Genomic DNA, 17,274 nt, shown 5'->3' with positions numbered 1-17,274 from the left:
GGGAAGATGGCGCTAAGTGATTTACTGCAACAAGCCTGCTTTCAGGCGAAAAAATTAAAATCCACCGTATTGCCCTCTGACTATCCGGCATGGGTAATCTTCTTTAGCGTCAGCGATGGCCAATCACGCGCGCATATGCATATTTCTCGCGGTACCAGCTTCGATCTCGCGTGGCTGGCGGGGGCCAGGGCGCTGCAGGAGTGGCGTAAAAAACAGGACAGCGAACCGCAGTGGCTGCGGGTTGACGTCGTGGACAGCGTGGAAAAGCTCAGCTGGCAATCCCTCAATGAAAAATTCATGGTCACCAAGCGTAACTATTTTCGCTTTGGCCTCGCGTTTGACCCGCAGTTTAATTGCGCAATGCTCGAGCAGGAAATTGCCGGCAACGCGCTGCTCTACGATGGCGATAACGGCGTCGTGGCGCCGAATAGCGTCAATCTGGAAAACTACGCCCGGCGGCGGTTTAAACAGACGCTTAGCTGGCCGCAGGATCCGCAGCAGCCGCTCTGGCGCTTTAAAACGCAGGGGATCTTCTGCGATCGTTTTGGGACAAAAGTGATGGAGCAGAGCGGGCGAGGTTCCGGCTATCGCGTTATCGGGGAAAACTGGCAGGACGAGTGCCTCGCCGAGGTGATTAAAAAAGGCACCGATTATCTGGCCCGTCAGGTAAAGCAAGACGGCCTCTACCATTACGGCTGGTTTCCCTGTTTCGACCGCCCGGTTCGATCCTATAACGCGCTGCGCCACGCCAGCTCCACCTATTCGCTGATTGAGGGCTGGGAAGCGACCCGTCAGCCGTCGGTTCGTCAGGCGATAGACCGCGCGATTGCGTACCTGGTTAACACGCTGATTGAAGTACGGACGCTGGACGATGGCCGCGAGGCGGCGTTTCTCTGCGACGTGGGCGATGAGATCAAGCTCGGCGGTAACGCGGTAAGTATCCTGGCGCTGGTGAAATACACCGAAACGACCGGAGACCGGCAATATCTGCCGCTGATGGCGCAGCTGGCGACCGGCATTGCCTTTATGCAGGATCCGCTCAGCGGCCAGTTTGTTCACGTATTGAATAGCCACGATCTGTCGCTGAAAGCCAAATTCCGCATCATTTATTACGATGGCGAAGCGGCTTTTGCCCTTATGCGCCTGTACGGCCTGACCAAAGCGCCGCAGTGGCTGGAGATGGTGGAAAAAGCCTTCGCCTATTTCATTAAAAATAAGCACTGGCAGCACCATGACCACTGGCTGAGCTACTGCGTTAATGAGTTAACCCGCTTTCGCCCGGAAGAGAAGTACTTTCGCTTTGGCCTGAACAACGTGCGCGATCATCTTGATTTTGTGCTGCATCGCGTCACCACCTATCCCACGCTGCTGGAATTAATGATGGCGGCGTCTGAGATGGTGACCCGTCTGGACGCCTCGCCCGAGCATCGCCATCTGCTGGCGGATTTTGACCAGCAGAAGTTCTGGCAGGCGCTGGAAGTTCGGGCGCGCTATTTGCTGAACGGCTTCTTCTGGCCTGAGCTGGCGATGTTTTTTAAAAATCCCGCACGGATCGTCAACAGCTTCTTTATTCGCCACCACAGCTACCGCGTGCGTATCGATGACGTCGAGCACTACCTTTCCGGCTTTATCGCCTATCAGAAATACCATTTAGCGGCAAAAAAGCCGCTGCTCCCGCAGGACGACGCGCCGCCGTCGAATAACGCGATCCCCGTTTTTCTGCTGGAGACGCTGCGCGACGTCGGCAACGGTATTGAGGTGGCGGCCATGCGGCGGGCGAAGCTCTTTACCGAACATTTGCGCACCGTGCCCTGGATAGTTACCGCGACGTGGAATCCCGAATTGTCCAGAGCGGTGCGGGCTCTGAAAGCACGCGGCGCGCTGCCCGAAGAGGTGCCGGTTTATAACCTCTATGAGTGGCTCAGCGATTGCTTTGAGATGAACGCGATCGCTGCGCTGGCGCCGCTGGTGGGCAATATCGAGCTCAGGCATGCCGTCAATCCCGGCGCGGATGTCGCGGTGGGTAAACACAACTTCCTGCTGCGTCCGCAGGGGAGAATCATCGAAGACTATATTGATAGCGCCGGCAATATTCTGCTGCGCAAAAGCTTTGACGAGAAAAAGGGCAACGTGCAGCTAAGCCATCTTGAAATTGCCCTGGCGGGCGGTGAAGTCAAACGCTTTGCTCAGGAAGAGGCGTTTTATGCGTGGATGCTGGAAACCCGGCTGGCGGAAAAAGGGCGCTGGCATTTTATCGTCGATAAAAATAAAACGTGGAAAAGCTTCGTCTGCTCGCGGCCCGCACAGCGTATGGCGTGTACGCTTAGCGCGATTATTCACTCCCATCATCAGCTGTCTAACGGCGCGCTGAAAAGCTCCTACCGGCATATCCTCGAACAGCCGGAGCTTGTCGATCGGCTGATTGTCCTCACCGATGAGCAGTGGCAGGACCTGCAGCTGGAGGGCTTCCCGGCCGCGCGGATGGCGGTGATCCCCAATCATCTCGATAACGGCAATATTCCGACGAACCCGCAGAAAGCGCCGTCGCAGACGGTCATTTATCTGGCGCGCTACTCAGAAGAGAAGCAGCATGCTTTGCTGCTGAACGCCTTTCGTAAAGTGCTGACGGCGATCCCCGATGCGCAGCTGCACACCTACGGGGTCGGGCCGCTGCGGCGCAGCTTAAGCGCGCGGGTGGCGGAGTGGGGGCTGGAGAAGGCGATCCATATCAACGGCTTCACCTCCGACATCGCGCAGGCGCATAAAACGGCCTGCTGCACGGTACTTTGTTCGACTCAGGAGGGGCAGTCTCTCTCCGCCGTGGAGGCGATGGCCTACGGTACGCCGCTGATTAGCTTTGCCATTAAGTACGGTCCGCGCGACATCCTGCAGGACAGGGAGGCGGGGATTCTGGTGCCCTGCGGCGATGAGGAGGCCCTGGCGGCGGCGCTGATCGCCGTTATCTCCGACAAGTCGCTGCAGCAAAGTATGCAGCAGGCCGCGCTGCGCAACGCCCAGCGCTACTACGGCAGCGCTATCGCCGGACGCTGGGCGGTATGGCTGCAGACAAGCGAGCGTCAGCTGGATGCCGGCGCGGAGCGCGGAAACGGGCTGGAAAAAAAGCGTCCTCGGGCGGTTAACGTTGGCTAACCGTCAGCGCCTTTTTTATTCCCGCAGCCCTCAGGCGTGGCGATGAGGCGAGTCATCACGCTGCTGCTGGCGTCCTGCTGCAGTTCGCCGCTGTTGGCCAGCGATATCGTGCAGGTTTCGCGCTGCGTTCCCGGCTCCCTGCTTCATGAGCACCGCCTGGAAAAAACGCACGTGGTGGATGACTTTCACATTTACTACAGCCTGCAGGGCAAAGATGCCCTGCGATATCCGCAGGATAGTACCGGCGATGGCGTGCCGGACGTCATAAAAGATATTGGTCGTCAGCTACAGGCGGCGCAATATCTCTACACCTCGCTGCTGGGCCTGCGCTCGCCGCTACGGCAGAAAATTTATGCCCAGGCCCGACAGATTAACCTCTATCTGCTGGCGCTACCTAAAGGTCATGGCCTGGCCTTCGATCGCGTGGCGGCAGAAACGATGAGCGATGGAACGGCGCTGCCCTGCGGCTTAAAAATTGTCCTCAACGCCGGGCTGCAACCCGCGCGCAACGTTACGCCAGCCCATGAATTATTCCATTTATACCAGTATGGTTACGCGGTTTTTAAACAGAAATGGTACCTGGAAGGTATGGCGCGCTGGATGGAAAATGCCTTCAGACCCGCGCAGGAAAGAGTCGTGCCTTCACCCGGGGAGGTTACCTGCGAGAGCAACGTTTCTCGCGGCTATAGCGCGGCCACCTTTTGGGCCAGCTATGCGCAGCAGGCGTTTGCCGCCACGCTAGTGCCGGATAACGCGCTGGCGTATCGCTATGTCGACGGCAGCCCGGTGTTTCAAACCCGGACGGTGCCCGGCGGCGCGATGCTGGCGCCTTTTTTTCAGCAGCTTGCGCTCAGCAGCCGGCGCATTTCTGGTGAAATGAAGCTGCCCAATATCCGCTGGAGTGAACAGCAGCAGCGCGACGGGCGGTTCAGTCGCCTGATTTGCCAGGCGTTAGCCGCGACGGCGCAGAATAAAAAATAAGCGGTATGCATACTCATTCTGCTGGCTGCGCGGGCCCGGATTTTGAATAAAGCCTGTTCATCTTTTCCGGCAGATCAATAATATCCGTCAGGATGCCGCGCGATAAATGGATATAGCCGTCACTCTTCAGCTTCGATAATACCCGCATGATGCCGCTGCGGGACAAAAAAGAGTGGTCCATAATATAATTCACAGCGGTGATGTTATTCTTAATTGCATTTGGTTCATCAATAAGTTCGAGCAGATGGGTACGTATAATTTCGTATGCGGAGAGTTGTGATATCGTCATGCAATGGGCATAGACTTTGGCCGAACTATAATCCTGCAGCATCGCCAGCGATTGCCAGAGATGATATTTGACGACCTGCTCATGAAAAAAACGTTGTGGAATCAAAAGCAAGCGCGATGTTTCTTTCGTTTTAACATACAGATGGCGGGTATATGCCAGCTGGCAGCTGGCGCCAAAAATAAACGGTGCGCTTTCAGCATTAAGGATCATCCCATCGCTTATGCGGTTTAACGCCACGCTCCCGTCGAATAAAATGAGGCACTGTCTTTCACCATTCCGCGTCAGGCTGATGTTGCGTTTTTTGCTAATGGTGCAGGGCGTATGCTCTTTAGCGATTATCTCAATCAATTTTTCAATATGATCGGTGGGCTTCACGACTTTGCTTAAAATTTCATCGCGGAGCAGCGAGTGATTATTCCTCTTCATTGTTACCCTTTTAAAACAATGAGTTGAAAATATTATTGAATGGATATTGTACGCGTCTAATAATCAATAATATGCTTTCTGTTGGCAACTTATCGAACATTGCCAGGATTATTTTCCTGCTATAAATTACGATTTGTAATCTAAAACCTGTAATTCATATTAGTCAATATAAATTGATTTTTTTTATTGTTTTTTTAAGCCAGGTAGATATTTTTTTGCGGCTGGTCTTTTTGCGCAAAAAGTCATGTTATTGCGCGTGAGGAATTTCTCGCTTCGTTTTTGATTTTTTAACGCGGCGATAAGCGGAGTGAGTCAGATAGGTATATGTGTTTATTAAATAAAAAAGCGCGGCGTTTATTTTTTATCCTATTTGCCGCATACGTGGCGGCAAGGAGGAGATGAAAATAGCCAGCGGGGTTTTAAACCTGGCGGAATCCAGGCGTAAAACCCACAAATGACTAGTTGCGCAATCGAGGCGCCTGCAGCTGCTGGCGAATGGTTCTGGCCAGTTCGTCCAGCGACGGCTGTTCAGGATGTTCGTCGCTGGGCTCGCTGCTCAGCTGCGCTTCTGCGAGATAAGTGTGAATCGGCTGGCCATCATCGTCTTCCATCACCACATGATACCAGGGCGCAAGGCGCAGTTCGTCGTTAGCGGCGATTTCATCCTCTTCCGGCTCCGTGAGCGAGTACTCGGGATCGACATCGACGATCACGCCCAGGTAGCCCAAAAGCGTGTGGCGAACTTGTTGGCCGATACCGAATTTGCTGGCTATCATAAGCACCTCCTGGGAGACATGATTACCTGCTATATGCGGGCCGATTCTCCACTTTTCAAGTTACATGATGCGGCAAGCAAACCCTTTCAGATACAGCCCTTCGGGGTAGGTTGCTATCACCGGGTGGTCGGCAGCCTGGCGGAACTGTTCTATAAATTGTACATCACGTCCGGCATCCAGGGCGGCATCGGCAATGATTTTCTGAAATAAATCGGTGGTCATCAGGCCGGAGCAGGAGAAGGTCAGCAGGACGCCGCCGGGATTCAGGAGCTGAATCGCCAGCATGTTGATGTCCTTATAGCCGCGGCAGGCGCCCATCAGCTGGCTTTTGTTTTCAACAAACTTCGGTGGATCCATCACAATCACGTCAAACTTTTCGCCGGCGTCGCGATATTTCCGCAGCAGCTTGAAGACGTCGTCGCGGATGAACTCCGCTTTAGACAGATCCAGCTTGTTCAGCTCAACGTTCTGCTTTGCGACGTCCAGCGCCTCCTGCGAGGTGTCAACGCTGACAACCTGACGGCAGCCGCCCATCAGCGCGGAGATGGCAAAACCGCCGGTATAGGAGAAGCAGTTCAGCACGCGCTTATCGGCGACGTAGCGACGGGTCGCCAGGCGGCTGTCGCGCTGGTCAAGGTAATAGCCGGTTTTGTGGCCGCCCTGAATATCTACCAGCAGCTGCATACCGTGCTCGGTAATCGGCAGCAGGGCAGGCGGCAGTTCGCCGACAACCGGCCCCTGCGCCAGCTCCAGCCCCTCTTTTTTACGCACCGCGACGTCGCTACGATCGTAGATAGCGCAGTTCGGAAACAGCGTTTGCAGCGCGCTGACAATCGACGCCCGCTGGTATTCGGCACCGGCGCTCAGCAGCTGCAGTACAAAAAAGTCGCCAAAACGATCGATGGTCACGCCCGGCAGGCCGTCGGACTCACCGGCTATCAGGCGATAGCTATCGAGCCCGTCGCGGGCCGCCAGCCACTCGCGCCAGGTTTGCGCCTGCTGCAGGCGACGTTCGAAAAAGGCGTTATCAATGGCTTCATTGCGATCGAAGCTCCAGACGCGGGCGCGGATCTGTGAAGACGGCGAATAGGCGCCGCGGGCCAGCCATTTTCCCTGCGAATCAACGATATCGATGGTCTCACCTGAACGGGCTTTACCTTCCATCCGGGCGACGGCGCCGGAGAAGATCCACGGATGGCGACGCAGCAGGGATTTCTCGCGTCCTTTGGTTAACACTAAGCGGGGGAAAATGGAGTCTGTCATGGGGCTACCTTTAAGCAACGGGAATGTCGGCACCGAAAAAATGGCGCGTAGGTTAGCACAAGTGGCTGAGGCAAGCACCATTCCACCGGTATCGACAAGTGAGCGTTTCGGCACAAAACGCAGGCGCTTTGGCACAATAAAAAACATGCCGGGATCTTACAGTATTTCCTCACCTTACGGAGGAAAATACGATGAAAACAGGATTGAAGGTCGCAGCCGCGATGATGGTTATTATGAGCGGGACGGTGATTGCCGCGCCGTTTAGCGTCAGCAGCGCGGATATGCGCGACGGCCAGACGCTGGCGCAGACGCACTGGTTTGGCGGTTTTGGCTGCACCGGCGGCAATATTTCACCGCAGATCGCCTGGAAAAATGCTCCGGCGGGTACCCGCAGTTTCGCGGTGACCGCTTACGATCCGGATGCGCCGACCGGGAGCGGCTGGTGGCACTGGACGGTGGTGAATATTGCCCAACAGGTGACTGGCTTAGCCGCTGGCGCCGGAGACAAAAATAACGCTAAACTGCCCGCCGGGGCGATACAGGGGCGCAATGACTTTGGCTATGCGGGTTTTGGCGGCGCGTGTCCGCCCGCCGGAGATAAACCGCATCGCTACCGCTTTACGGTATGGGCGCTTGATACCCCGACGTTGCCCATTGATGGCGAGGCCAGCGGGGCGTTAGTCGGATTTATGTTACACAGCCACGCTATCGCCAGCGCGCAGTTAACGGCGCTGGCCGGAAGATAATAAAAAGGGCGGCATGATGCGGAACATCCATTTTCACCATAACGCGTTAACGGCGGCGGAAATCACTACCCGTCGTTTATGCAAACTGCACCGCGTCACGCTGTTCTCGCCCGCGATCTGCCGGGTAAACCGCGGCAGTAAGGTCATTGTGCAGGGCGCCAGCGAGATGCTGGCAACGCCGCAGCAGCTGATTATTTTGCCCGCCGAGGTTGAGCTCGAGGTGATTAATCAGCCGGAAAACGGGCTGTTTTGCTCCGACCTGCTCTCTCTCACGCCGGAACTGCTGGCGGATTTTAAGCATCGCTATATGAGCGAGCCGCAGACCGGTCGTCTGACGTCGCTTTGCGCGCCGCTGGCGCCGGAAATGTCGTTTATGTGGCAAAGCGTCCTGCGGGCGGTACGGGAGGGGCTCAGCGCCGAGCTGCAGCACCATCAGGCGATGGGATTGCTGCTGGCGCTGTATCAGGCTGGCTACGCCGGGCCGCTGCTCAACGAGCGGCGCGAGGACATAACCGGTCAGGTCAGGCAAATTATTATGCTGTCGCCTGCTGAAGCGTGGAGCGTGGCGAAAGTGGCTAAAATGCTCTTTCTTGGCGAATCGACGCTGCGCCGTCGTTTGCAGCAGGAGTCCCGGAGCTTCCGCCAGATCGTGGAAGAGGTCCGTATGGCCTACGCGCTGGGGCAATTACAGTCGACGTCGCGACCCATTGGCGACATCGCGCAAAGCAGCGGCTACCTGTCAGGCTCGCGCTTTAGCGCCCGTTTTCGTCAGCACTATGGATTATTACCTAAGCATGTACGCTGACGGAATTTGCTATCCTCTGTATTGAGTCATTGGCCGAAAAGGGGGGGGGAACATGGCAACGGTTTGCACGATGGCGTGGGTATACGGCTCCGTTCAGGGCGTCGGGTTTCGCTATTCGACCCAGCGCGAGGCGCTGCAGCTTGGATTAACGGGATACGCGCGCAATCTCGACGACGGCGGCGTGGAGGTTCTGGCCTGCGGAGAACCGGACCAGGTGGAGAAACTTATTGCCTGGCTGAAGGCTGGTGGGCCGCGCAGCGCGCGGGTGGACAGGGTTCTGACCGAGCCCCATCAGCCCACCAGAGAGTGGCAGAAATTCGCCATTTTGTATTAGATGCATTTAACCGGTTTAGGCAGTCCGGCGATTTTTGTCGCCTGCTTAGCCGGGCCTTTCGGGAACAGGCGGTAGAGATAGCGGCTGTTGCCTTTCTCTTCGCCAAACTTGTTCGCCATGGCCTTCACCAGCATACGAATCGCCGGTGAGGTGTTAAATTCCAGATAAAAGTCGCGCACAAAGCGCACCACTTCCCAATGCTCAACGGACAGGCTGATGCCCTCCTGCTCAGCGATAACGGCCGCCATCGCTTCGTTCCACAGGGTTGTGTCCTTCAGATAGCCTTCGCTATCGGTCTCTATTTCATTGCCTTCAAAGATAAACATGATTCTTCACATACCGCTGAAAATGGCGGCAGTGTAGCAAAAAATAAGGCCCCGCATAAGCGGGGCCTGAGTACAGACGGGGAGAGGATTAGTCTCTGCTGGCGAAGCCAAGGATGCTCAGCAGGCTGACGAAGATGTTGTACAGCGAGACGTACAGGCTAACGGTCGCGCGGATATAGTTGGTTTCACCGCCGCGGATGATGTTGCTGGTCTCAAACAGAATGGCGCCTGAAGAGATCAGGATAAACACCGCGCTAATCGCCAGATGCAGAGCCGGCAGCTGCAGGAAAATGTTGGCAACCATACCGATAAGCACAACCACCACGCCCGCCATCAGCATTCCGCCGAGGAAGGACATATCTTTACGGGTGGTTAGTACGTATGCCGAGCAGCAGAAGAACACCAGCGCGGTACCGCCCAGCGCCAGGCCAATCAGATCGCCCATACCCGCAGACAGGTAGGCGTTAAGCATTGGCCCCAGGATGTAGCCCAGAAAACCGGTAAAGGCGAACGCGGAAATGATACCCGTTGGCTTATTCGCGGTTTTATAGGTCAGGAACATCAGGCCGTACATACCGACCAGCGTCAGAATCAGACCCGGAGAAGGCAGCATCAGCACCGTGCTGGCCGTCGCCGTAATAGCGGAAAATGCCAGCGTCAGGCTAAGCAGGAAATAGGTGTTCCGCAGAACTTTGTGCGTGCTAAGTAGCGATGAACGGTCTCGCGACGATGTAATTATACGATCCATGAGTCACTCTCTTATGACAGATGTAATTAATAACGAAGCATAAAAAAAACAGGGCCTAAGCCCTAATGCTTTTACCCATCTTTACTCAAAGTCAGCGGGTTGAATGCAGCACATTATTCCAGGAAAATTGGAATAAGTGGCATTTTTATTTGTTCGCCTTCCGGAGTCAGATCGAAATCTGATAACTCACTGAAAAATATTGCGTTATAGCCATTCTGCGACTAACTCTGGAGAGGGTACTCACGAAGCGTAACAAAGGCAAGGGATATGAAAACACAAAAATATAATCACATCACACGCGTACTGGTGGCCGTCGGTCTGTTCTCCATGGTCATCCCAGCGCTGGCCGCTCAGGTACCGCCGGGAACGGCGTTGGCCGAAAAGCAAGAACTGGTCAGAAATAACGGCAGCGAACCGTCGTCGCTGGATCCGCATAAAGTGGAAAGCGACGTTGAAAACAACATTATCAGCGATCTTTTTGAAGGGCTGGTCAGCGTATCGCCAACAGGAGAGATTGAGCCCCGGCTGGCGGAGAAGTGGGAGAATAAGGACAACACCGTCTGGACGTTCCACCTGCGTCCCGGTGTGACCTGGTCCGACGGTACGGCGATTACGGCGCAGGATATTGTCTGGAGCTGGCAGCGTCTGGTGTCGCCGCTCACGGCGTCGCCTTACGCGAGCTATCCCGGCAATATGCATATCATCAACGGGGCAGAGATAGCGCAGGGCAAAAAAGCGCCCGAGACGCTGGGCGTCAAGGCGCTGGATGATGCCACCTTCGAGGTGACCTTAACTCAGCCGAATGCGGCGTTTTTGGCGATGTTGGCGCACCCGTCTCTGGTTCCGCTCGATAAAGTGCTGATATCGCGCTACGGCGACAAATGGACCAAACCGGAGCATATCGTAACCAGCGGGCCCTATAAGCTGTCGCAGTGGGTGGTGAATGAGCGCATTGTGGCCGAGCGCAATCCGCGCTACTGGGATAACGCGCATACGGTCATCAATAAGGTGACGTACCTGCCGATAAGCTCTGAAACCGCCGACGTCAACCGCTATAAGGCGGGAGAGATCGATATTGTGTATACGGTACCGATTAATCAGTTTGCCCAGCTCAAAAAAACCATGGGCGATCAGCTGGATGTTTCGCCGCAGCTGGCCACCTACTATTACGAATTCAACACCACCCGGCCGCCGTTTAACGACCCCCGCGTACGACGGGCGCTCAATATGGCTCTCGATAAAGACATTATCGCGGAGAAGGTGCTGGGGCAGGGGCAGCGTCCGGCCTGGCTTATCAGCCAGCCTGACATCGGCGGGGTAAAGCTGCACAATCCCGAGTACGCCAGCTGGCCACGCGAGAAGCGTATCGCCGAGGCGAAAAAGCTATTAAGCGAAGCCGGGTATAATGAGACCCATCCGCTGGTCTTTAATCTGCTCTATAACACGTCCGAATCTCACCAGCGAATTGCCATCGCCGCCAGCTCAATGTGGAAAAAGAACCTTGGCGTTGAGGCGAAGCTGCAAAACCAGGAGTGGAAGACCATGCTCGACGCCATGCATACGCATAATTTTGACGCCGTGCGCTACGCGTGGATAGCCGACTATGACGACGCCGCGACGTTTCTCAATAACTTCCGCACCGGCGACAGTGAAAATACTAGCCAGTACAGCAACCCGGCCTACGATGAGGCGCTGCGCAATGCGGCAAAAGCCTCTGACACGACGGCACGGGGCAAGTTCTACCAGCAGGCGGAGGATCTGTTAGGTCAGGATGTCCCGGCCATTCCGGTCTATCACTACGTGCGCACCCATCTGGTCAAGCCATGGGTAGGGGGATTTACGCCGGATAAGCTGGGGTATTACTACACCAAAGATATGTACATCAAAAAACATTAACGCGAAGAGGGCGGTTTGCGCTGAAAATCTGCGCAAACTGCCTGAATTTCAGACGAATAACGCGTTTTTGTTTAATTTTAAGGCAGTTGAATAAATTGGTGCTTTACAGCCTGAACAGAGGTGTTTATAGTGCGCCTCATTGGAAGCGTGGCCGAGCGGTTGAAGGCACCGGTCTTGAAAACCGGCGACCCGAAAGGGTTCTAGAGTTCGAATCTCTACGCTTCCGCCAAATTCTAAATAAAATCAAGAGCTTGAAGAATAGTTTTGATTTTATAGTGCATAAAGTAGTACAAAAAAGCCCGTTTATACGGGCTTTTTTACATCTAAAGCCCGTCCTTTGCTCAATAAATATCCATTCACTAGCAATGCCCCCGTTTCAAGTAAGAGGCATTGCTGTAAGTTGATAACTATGGTAAAGATACTTTGTTATTAGTGCCCATCAATATGCTACTTTGTGATGGTAAAAATTCCCCTTTATTTTCATCTCTTCCTTGTAATAATATTTTTGCATCATCTTTATTATAGTCACGAACGGCTTTAGCTGATAGCTCACCGATAATGGTGTCAGATGAGCGTAGCCGGTTAATAATAAGAACTAACTTTGTGTCATTAAAGTCGGACATCATGTTTTGATCTCCTTCGCTATCGCCAGCAACTAATATTGGTCCTGTATTTTTGTAATGTTGTTGTATAAATTTCTTTATGGTTTCGGTTTTACCTTTACCTTGCGTCTGGGGATAGTATGGATCGAGGCTGTGAGTCAATCTACCTTCTTTATCATATAAGGGATGCATTGCATAGACATGAGACTCAGGAACAGAAAAACCATATTTTTCTGTAGTAACGATGCTTTTTATCACATCTAAAGCAGAAGCGGAAATGACATAAACATCAACACCTGCCTGCTGTAGGTTTTTATATAATGTCTGCATTTCTGGGATCAGCCTGAATCCATTTTTCCATGTTACTGATACGATACCAGCTCGGCCTGCCATATCTGCCGGGCTTACCCATGTCACCTTTCCGATAGGCTGGTTGTTTTGCCACTCAATAGTATCGTGCACTAAATCAGCTACTTCTTTTTTGGACATGCCAGAAAAAAGATACGTCACCCATGGATAAGATACCTCATGGTCGAATGACCCACCGATTGCATCATATAAATATCTCATTTTCACTATAAAATTCATATAATTAGAATTTTTTTTAATTTCATCAAGCGTTTTATTACCCGCAAATCTGCTGTAATTATTGTATAGCCATGTGTAGCTATCAATAATGTCTTGACCAATGAGGTTTATATTAACCGGTTGATGATTTTTATTATTATAATCCGAGTTAAAGTTTGAAGGCGGTATATCTTTGTAAATTATCTCTTTCAATATCTCAGGTTTCATCGAAAATTTAAGGTTTTCTAGTTGATAGATAAGCGTTGCCTCTTCGATATCCAGAAAAGCTGTTGTGTTGTCAAAATCAAAAACAGCATATAAAGAATGCGCAGGCTTCTGCTTTGCTTCTTGAATGAGTCTGTCAATTTTTCTTGAGTTGAACTCGTCCCAATTGCCGATAACTATTTGCTTTTGTTGGGGAATCGCAGTTTCTAAATTTTGTGATACTTGATTTGTGTTACTGGCACTGGCCGTTGTTCCATATACTCCAAAAAATACGGATAGTAGTGCATATATTATTGTCATTTTCATGATTAATTCCTTTTTTAGGGTGCATTACCATCTGTAGCAAAAAGTAAAAGCTAGCTATATCAAAAATTGGCACCCTGATCATGAATGTGATGGTTATCATATTTTATGAATATATGAAAATGGTGAGGGAGTAAGCCAGAATTATCTACAGAGAAATGTTTAGTATGACAAGGTAGCAGGCCCAAAACAGTTCGAACTATCTCCGAGTGTTATTTTAATGTCACTTATCTATCTACGGCTAGTCCTGATGGTTCTTTTGCTTTCTTCGGCATCGTGCAAGCCGGTCATACAAACCCCGAGCTCTTTAATCGCTCGGGGTTTTTTCTTATGTGCCGCTATTCTGTATGCCATTCGGTTGAGTAACCCGCTCTGGCCGTTTGAAGCTGACAGGTGCGGTTCCCCTCGCAAAGTCCCCCTCATGCGCTGTTGAGGGGGGCAGGCTCAGAAGATATTGATGCTGTAGCCGACGATAAACTTCACGTCGTTACGATCGGTTTTATAGTTGCTGTCTGTTGCCCGGAAGAGCGCCGGGAGCAGGGTAAAGGAGAGGCCTTTCGCCATGCCGTCCGCCACCAGATAGCGAGCGGAAAGATCGAACGACACCATGTTCCCGTCGTACTTTCTCGTCGAACCGGTTTTACTGACATCGCTAACCACGTGCCAGCCGTAGGTTCCGGCACCGCCCAGGGTTAACTCCGGTAGATTAAGATCGGCAAAGTTATAACTCACGCCAAAACGAACCGCGCGGGCGCCGGAAACGTTAAAGTCTTCCAGCTGCGACAGCGTCGGCTGATAATCACGCTTATCGGAGTTCGCCCACGGGGTTAAGCGGAAGTTGTAATCTCCGGTGTTCGGGGCGTAGTTCTGACTATAGCCAAGGGACCACACGGTGTTGTCGTGGCTCAGGTTAAAACCAACCCCCACATAATATTCCGTTGCAGGATCTTTAATTTTCGACAGATCTTCAATGTAGCGCGCACCCTGGTAGAAGAGCTTACTCTGCAGGGAGACATCCTTTGTCAACGTATCGTGACGCTCTACCTGTGCCTGCCAGTTGCGACGGTAGCCTTTACCTTCGCCATAGCCCACGTCAAGCACGGTACTGCCAAAGTTATAGACTGCGCCCACCGTGTGAATGTAATCGATGATTGCACCGGCTTTAATGGTTTTGCCGTTGTCATCGAGTCCGGCGGCGTTGTTCTGGTGCCAGGCCGTAGTCATCGGTTTAAAATCACGGCTCCAGTCGTTCTTGAAGCGGTCGGCCCAGGCGTAGGTCAGCCTCAGTTTGTCGAGGGTCAGGGCACTGTCAAACCCGCGAAAAGCGTGAGGGTTGAGGCCCCAGCTGCTTTTTACGGTACCGGAGTTAATGGGGGTATAGCCCGCGGCCAGCTTGAAGTTGGTGCCTGCATCGCCAAGGTTGAGCTTGAGTGCGGCAACCGACACGCTCATGTAGGACTTCTCGCACGGGCTGAACTTGCCCGGCTCGCCGCAATCGTAGTCGTAGTAAAGGATCTCCGACTGACCGACGGTATGCCCGAGCTTAATGTTGGCGTTGCCCCAGAAATCAAAGCCAATAACGTCCTGGTAATAGCCTGAAATATAGCTAATTGCCACGTTACCGGTCTGGTTCTGGATCCCGGCTGGACCCAGTCCGTATTTACCGGTCGCGGGGTCTTTTACAGCACGATGACGAATATATAGTGAGGTATTGAGATTTAATTTTCCTTCATCATAAAACGCTTTCTCAAACTGAGAAGGCGCTTCATAATCCGTTTCTTCTTCCGCAAAGGCATCTGCGGCAATAAAAAGAAACAGCGGTGTACACAGAGAAACTCTGAGTCTATGACTTGTCATTATTATATACCTTATAAAACCATGTATTATAGGGCGAGGGGATGTACTGCTTATTTAAAACTCGTGTTATTTATGAGCTCCGGGATTTGCGCACCATATTTTTCGAGAAGATATTCATTATGTTTTGAGGAATTCGCAATGTTACCGCTCAAAAATACCGGCAGAGATTTATTTTCACTCCCCAGGTTCGCTATGATTTCCGCGAACAGGGTGTGCATAATAAATAGCCCGGTCATTGAGGAAACCGGCGCGAACGGCGTTGCATGCTCCGTAAGGGAAAGCACCGCATCACCGATTGGCACCTGGTTATCAATGGCGACATCCACGCAGTCCCGCAGCTTAAGGCCAGCCTTGTGCTTCGACGGTTGGGTCTCGGCATACAGAAAGCTGGTCAGCGCCAGGGTAAATGCCCCGTGCTGTTTTGCCCAGAGCGCTGCATCGACCGGAGCGGGGTTAATCCCGGAAGTTGAGATAACAATCAGCGCATCTTTACTGGTGATCGAGAATCTCTCCAGGTGCTCAGCAATATAGTCATTCTGTTTTTCATAATATGATGAGGCCGCCGCCCCCTGATGTAACATTAAAGGTTCGATAAATATTGGCCGAACCGGGGCGATTCCTCCGGCACGATAAAATACATCTTCAGCGAAAATATGTGAGTGGCCGCAGCCGAAAATATAAATTACACCTCCCTGGTTAATGATTTTTGCCAGTTCCACGGCGGTGGAAGTGATTTTATGGCTTTGCTGTTGAGTAATGTCGTTAAGTTTTTTCTGGACGATATCTAAATAGCTCTGAATCATTGTCATAACCAGTATCCTGACCATTGTGGTTGGTAGACTCGGTATAACGCTTCCATATAGAAGTAATCTCCCCAGAGATTACATTCATCGATGCCTTTACCGAGGGCATAGGCGTAAACACCATGTTTAAGTAAGCCTTCGCAGACATCATCATCGCGGGCAGACGCGCTGCGCATTAATGCCAGCAGACATTGACGCGCCAGTTTCTGGTAACCGGCATCCGGAAAGTGCTTATGCGCTTCCAGCAGGCCGCAGACCGCAATCGCCAGCGCGGAGCTGTCTTTCGGGGCGTCCGGATCTGCAGCCAGCAGCAGATCCCAGGCGGGAACGCCGTCCTCCGGCAGGTAGCGGAAGAAATACTCGCAGGCCTGCTGCCACCGTTCGTAGTGGTCGGTTTCGCCGGTGGCAGACCAGTGAAGCGGGATGCCGAGAATGGCCCACGCCTGGCCGCGGGCCCAGCAGGAGTTATCGCTGTAGCCCTGAAAGGTTTTCCCGTGCGAAGGCGCACCGCTTGTCTGGTCAAAATAGAAGGTATGGAAAGTGGAGCCGTCTTCGCGAAAAATGTTGTTGATGACCGCCGCATAGTGGCGTTCAGCCACTTCCCGATAACGTGATTCACCGCTGATCTTTGCCGCCACGTGGAGCAGGGGAAGGTTAATCAATGAATCGATAATAAGCCGGTACTCCTGCGGGTCGTTAAGCGTCCCCCAGGCCTGGATAAAACCGGCGCTGGGGTGAAAACGGTTTACCAGCAGATCGGCCGCCGCCAGAATAAGCGGGGTTAGCGCTTCGCGCTCCGTCAGTTTCCAGTACGCGACTGCCGACAGGCTATAAAGGAAGCCGATATCGTGGTGATCGAGGACGTGGTGCGCCGCCAGGCGGGCTTTAAAACTCGCCACATTGCGTTCAACGCCGTCCAGGTAGGCGCGATCGCCGCTGAACTCCCAGGCCATTGCCTGCATCCCGGTCCAGAATCCGTTGGTCCAGTCGTTATTCTCTTTCAGAACGTAGCGATTATGGATCGTGCAGGCTGAGGGGAATTTCTCGCCGTACAGACCCATGTTACGCGCGATGCGCCGCGCGCACGCCGTCAGCTCATCCCGACAGGCGTCGGGCGTGAGGGCAGGAAAGGGCAGCGGTGTGAGGCGATTCGACAGACTCTCTTTCATGATTTTTC

The 17,274-nt window shown here is 53.0% G+C and carries 15 protein-coding genes and 1 tRNA gene; 7 read left to right on the top strand and 9 right to left on the bottom strand.

Annotated elements, in window-relative coordinates; genetic code table 11:
• Nucleotides 1-6 precede the first annotated feature (6 nt).
• Both SIK97_RS27500 and SIK97_RS27495 read left to right on the top strand, forming a co-directional pair.
• Entirely contained in the window at nucleotides 7-3,150 is a 3,144-nt protein-coding gene (locus SIK97_RS27500; protein ID WP_057173572.1) for a glycosyltransferase, read from the top strand.
• A 42-nt stretch (nucleotides 3,151-3,192) separates the two neighbouring features.
• Nucleotides 3,193-4,131, top strand: coding sequence for a peptidase (locus tag SIK97_RS27495; RefSeq protein ID WP_057173570.1), 939 nt, complete (start codon nucleotides 3,193-3,195; stop codon nucleotides 4,129-4,131).
• 13 nt (nucleotides 4,132-4,144) lie between these two features.
• Here SIK97_RS27495 and SIK97_RS27490 read toward each other — a convergent pair whose 3' ends face one another.
• From SIK97_RS27490 to rlmI, 3 genes are all read right to left on the bottom strand, one after another.
• Nucleotides 4,145-4,846 (bottom strand): helix-turn-helix domain-containing protein, encoded by a 702-nt coding sequence (locus SIK97_RS27490; protein ID WP_032749730.1) that lies wholly within the window; start codon nucleotides 4,844-4,846, stop codon nucleotides 4,145-4,147.
• A gap of 458 nt (nucleotides 4,847-5,304) precedes the next feature.
• On the bottom strand, nucleotides 5,305-5,622 hold the full coding sequence (gene hspQ, locus SIK97_RS27485; protein WP_009651933.1) for a heat shock protein HspQ: 318 nt from the start codon (nucleotides 5,620-5,622) through the stop codon (nucleotides 5,305-5,307).
• 60 nt (nucleotides 5,623-5,682) lie between these two features.
• On the bottom strand, nucleotides 5,683-6,885 hold the full coding sequence (rlmI, locus tag SIK97_RS27480; RefSeq protein ID WP_009651924.1) for a 23S rRNA (cytosine(1962)-C(5))-methyltransferase RlmI: 1,203 nt from the start codon (nucleotides 6,883-6,885) through the stop codon (nucleotides 5,683-5,685).
• A gap of 191 nt (nucleotides 6,886-7,076) precedes the next feature.
• Here rlmI and SIK97_RS27475 point away from each other — a divergent pair, with 191 nt between their 5' ends.
• From SIK97_RS27475 to yccX, 3 genes are read left to right on the top strand one after another with little or no spacing between them, the layout of a single operon-like run.
• Entirely contained in the window at nucleotides 7,077-7,631 is a 555-nt protein-coding gene (locus tag SIK97_RS27475; RefSeq protein ID WP_014228676.1) for a YbhB/YbcL family Raf kinase inhibitor-like protein, read from the top strand.
• Nucleotides 7,632-7,647: 16 nt separating this feature from the next.
• The gene (locus tag SIK97_RS27470) at nucleotides 7,648-8,436 is read left to right on the top strand and encodes a helix-turn-helix transcriptional regulator (RefSeq protein ID WP_014837988.1); all 789 of its coding nucleotides are present in this window, start codon (nucleotides 7,648-7,650) and stop codon (nucleotides 8,434-8,436) included.
• A gap of 52 nt (nucleotides 8,437-8,488) precedes the next feature.
• Entirely contained in the window at nucleotides 8,489-8,770 is a 282-nt protein-coding gene (yccX, locus tag SIK97_RS27465) for an acylphosphatase (RefSeq protein ID WP_004849561.1), read from the top strand.
• On the opposite strand, the gene tusE is transcribed toward yccX, so the two are convergent.
• Nucleotides 8,767-9,096 carry a sulfurtransferase TusE gene (gene tusE, locus SIK97_RS27460; RefSeq protein WP_004849563.1) on the bottom strand — a complete coding sequence of 110 codons (330 nt, stop codon included), beginning with the start codon at nucleotides 9,094-9,096 and terminating at the stop codon, nucleotides 8,767-8,769. The two genes, yccX and tusE, sit on opposite strands and share 4 nt — an antisense overlap.
• Nucleotides 9,097-9,184: 88 nt before the next feature.
• A complete protein-coding gene (yccA, locus tag SIK97_RS27455; protein ID WP_004100829.1) occupies nucleotides 9,185-9,844 on the bottom strand; it encodes an FtsH protease modulator YccA in 660 nt (219 codons plus the stop codon).
• A 267-nt stretch (nucleotides 9,845-10,111) separates the two neighbouring features.
• On the opposite strand from yccA, the gene SIK97_RS27450 reads away from it, so the two are divergent.
• Entirely contained in the window at nucleotides 10,112-11,740 is a 1,629-nt protein-coding gene (locus SIK97_RS27450; protein WP_049102854.1) for an ABC transporter substrate-binding protein, read from the top strand.
• 141 nt (nucleotides 11,741-11,881) lie between these two features.
• Nucleotides 11,882-11,969 (top strand) — tRNA-Ser (locus SIK97_RS27445).
• Between the two features lie 178 nt (nucleotides 11,970-12,147).
• Here SIK97_RS27445 and SIK97_RS27440 read toward each other — a convergent pair.
• The 4 genes from SIK97_RS27440 to SIK97_RS27425 form a co-directional block, all read right to left on the bottom strand.
• Nucleotides 12,148-13,440, bottom strand: coding sequence for a haloacid dehalogenase-like hydrolase (locus SIK97_RS27440; RefSeq protein WP_057173568.1), 1,293 nt, complete (start codon nucleotides 13,438-13,440; stop codon nucleotides 12,148-12,150).
• A gap of 441 nt (nucleotides 13,441-13,881) precedes the next feature.
• Nucleotides 13,882-15,294 carry an OprD family outer membrane porin gene (locus tag SIK97_RS27435; protein ID WP_057173566.1) on the bottom strand — a complete coding sequence of 471 codons (1,413 nt, stop codon included), beginning with the start codon at nucleotides 15,292-15,294 and terminating at the stop codon, nucleotides 13,882-13,884.
• A 50-nt stretch (nucleotides 15,295-15,344) separates the two neighbouring features.
• Nucleotides 15,345-16,103 carry an SIS domain-containing protein gene (locus tag SIK97_RS27430; protein WP_049083501.1) on the bottom strand — a complete coding sequence of 253 codons (759 nt, stop codon included), beginning with the start codon at nucleotides 16,101-16,103 and terminating at the stop codon, nucleotides 15,345-15,347.
• Nucleotides 16,100-17,266, bottom strand: a complete 1,167-nt coding sequence (locus SIK97_RS27425) for a glycoside hydrolase family 88 protein (protein ID WP_057173565.1) — start codon at nucleotides 17,264-17,266, stop codon at nucleotides 16,100-16,102. The genes SIK97_RS27430 and SIK97_RS27425 overlap by 4 nt, the downstream gene beginning before the upstream one ends.
• Nucleotides 17,267-17,274: the final 8 nt, after the last annotated feature.

The organism is Klebsiella sp. JN_Kp126, assembly GCF_033843325.1.
GTDB classification, from domain to species: domain Bacteria; phylum Pseudomonadota; class Gammaproteobacteria; order Enterobacterales; family Enterobacteriaceae; genus Klebsiella; species Klebsiella michiganensis.
Note: the sequence above shows the minus strand (reverse complement) of the source record. Positions and strands in the feature narration are given on the sequence as shown.

What these genes read in the sequence shown, in the direction of transcription:
- SIK97_RS27500 (WP_057173572.1), top strand. Translation starts at nt 7, where the DNA reads ATGGCGCTAAGTGATTTACTGCAACAAGCCTGCTTTCAGGCGAAAAAA.
- SIK97_RS27495 (WP_057173570.1), top strand. Translation starts at nt 3,193, where the DNA reads ATGAGGCGAGTCATCACGCTGCTGCTGGCGTCCTGCTGCAGTTCGCCG.
- SIK97_RS27490 (WP_032749730.1), bottom strand. Translation starts at nt 4,846, where the DNA reads ATGAAGAGGAATAATCACTCGCTGCTCCGCGATGAAATTTTAAGCAAA.
- hspQ (WP_009651933.1), bottom strand. Translation starts at nt 5,622, where the DNA reads ATGATAGCCAGCAAATTCGGTATCGGCCAACAAGTTCGCCACACGCTT.
- rlmI (WP_009651924.1), bottom strand. Translation starts at nt 6,885, where the DNA reads ATGACAGACTCCATTTTCCCCCGCTTAGTGTTAACCAAAGGACGCGAG.
- SIK97_RS27475 (WP_014228676.1), top strand. Translation starts at nt 7,077, where the DNA reads ATGAAAACAGGATTGAAGGTCGCAGCCGCGATGATGGTTATTATGAGC.
- SIK97_RS27470 (WP_014837988.1), top strand. Translation starts at nt 7,648, where the DNA reads ATGCGGAACATCCATTTTCACCATAACGCGTTAACGGCGGCGGAAATC.
- yccX (WP_004849561.1), top strand. Translation starts at nt 8,489, where the DNA reads ATGGCAACGGTTTGCACGATGGCGTGGGTATACGGCTCCGTTCAGGGC.
- tusE (WP_004849563.1), bottom strand. Translation starts at nt 9,096, where the DNA reads ATGTTTATCTTTGAAGGCAATGAAATAGAGACCGATAGCGAAGGCTAT.
- yccA (WP_004100829.1), bottom strand. Translation starts at nt 9,844, where the DNA reads ATGGATCGTATAATTACATCGTCGCGAGACCGTTCATCGCTACTTAGC.
- SIK97_RS27450 (WP_049102854.1), top strand. Translation starts at nt 10,112, where the DNA reads ATGAAAACACAAAAATATAATCACATCACACGCGTACTGGTGGCCGTC.
- SIK97_RS27440 (WP_057173568.1), bottom strand. Translation starts at nt 13,440, where the DNA reads ATGAAAATGACAATAATATATGCACTACTATCCGTATTTTTTGGAGTA.
- SIK97_RS27435 (WP_057173566.1), bottom strand. Translation starts at nt 15,294, where the DNA reads ATGACAAGTCATAGACTCAGAGTTTCTCTGTGTACACCGCTGTTTCTT.
- SIK97_RS27430 (WP_049083501.1), bottom strand. Translation starts at nt 16,103, where the DNA reads ATGACAATGATTCAGAGCTATTTAGATATCGTCCAGAAAAAACTTAAC.
- SIK97_RS27425 (WP_057173565.1), bottom strand. Translation starts at nt 17,266, where the DNA reads ATGAAAGAGAGTCTGTCGAATCGCCTCACACCGCTGCCCTTTCCTGCC.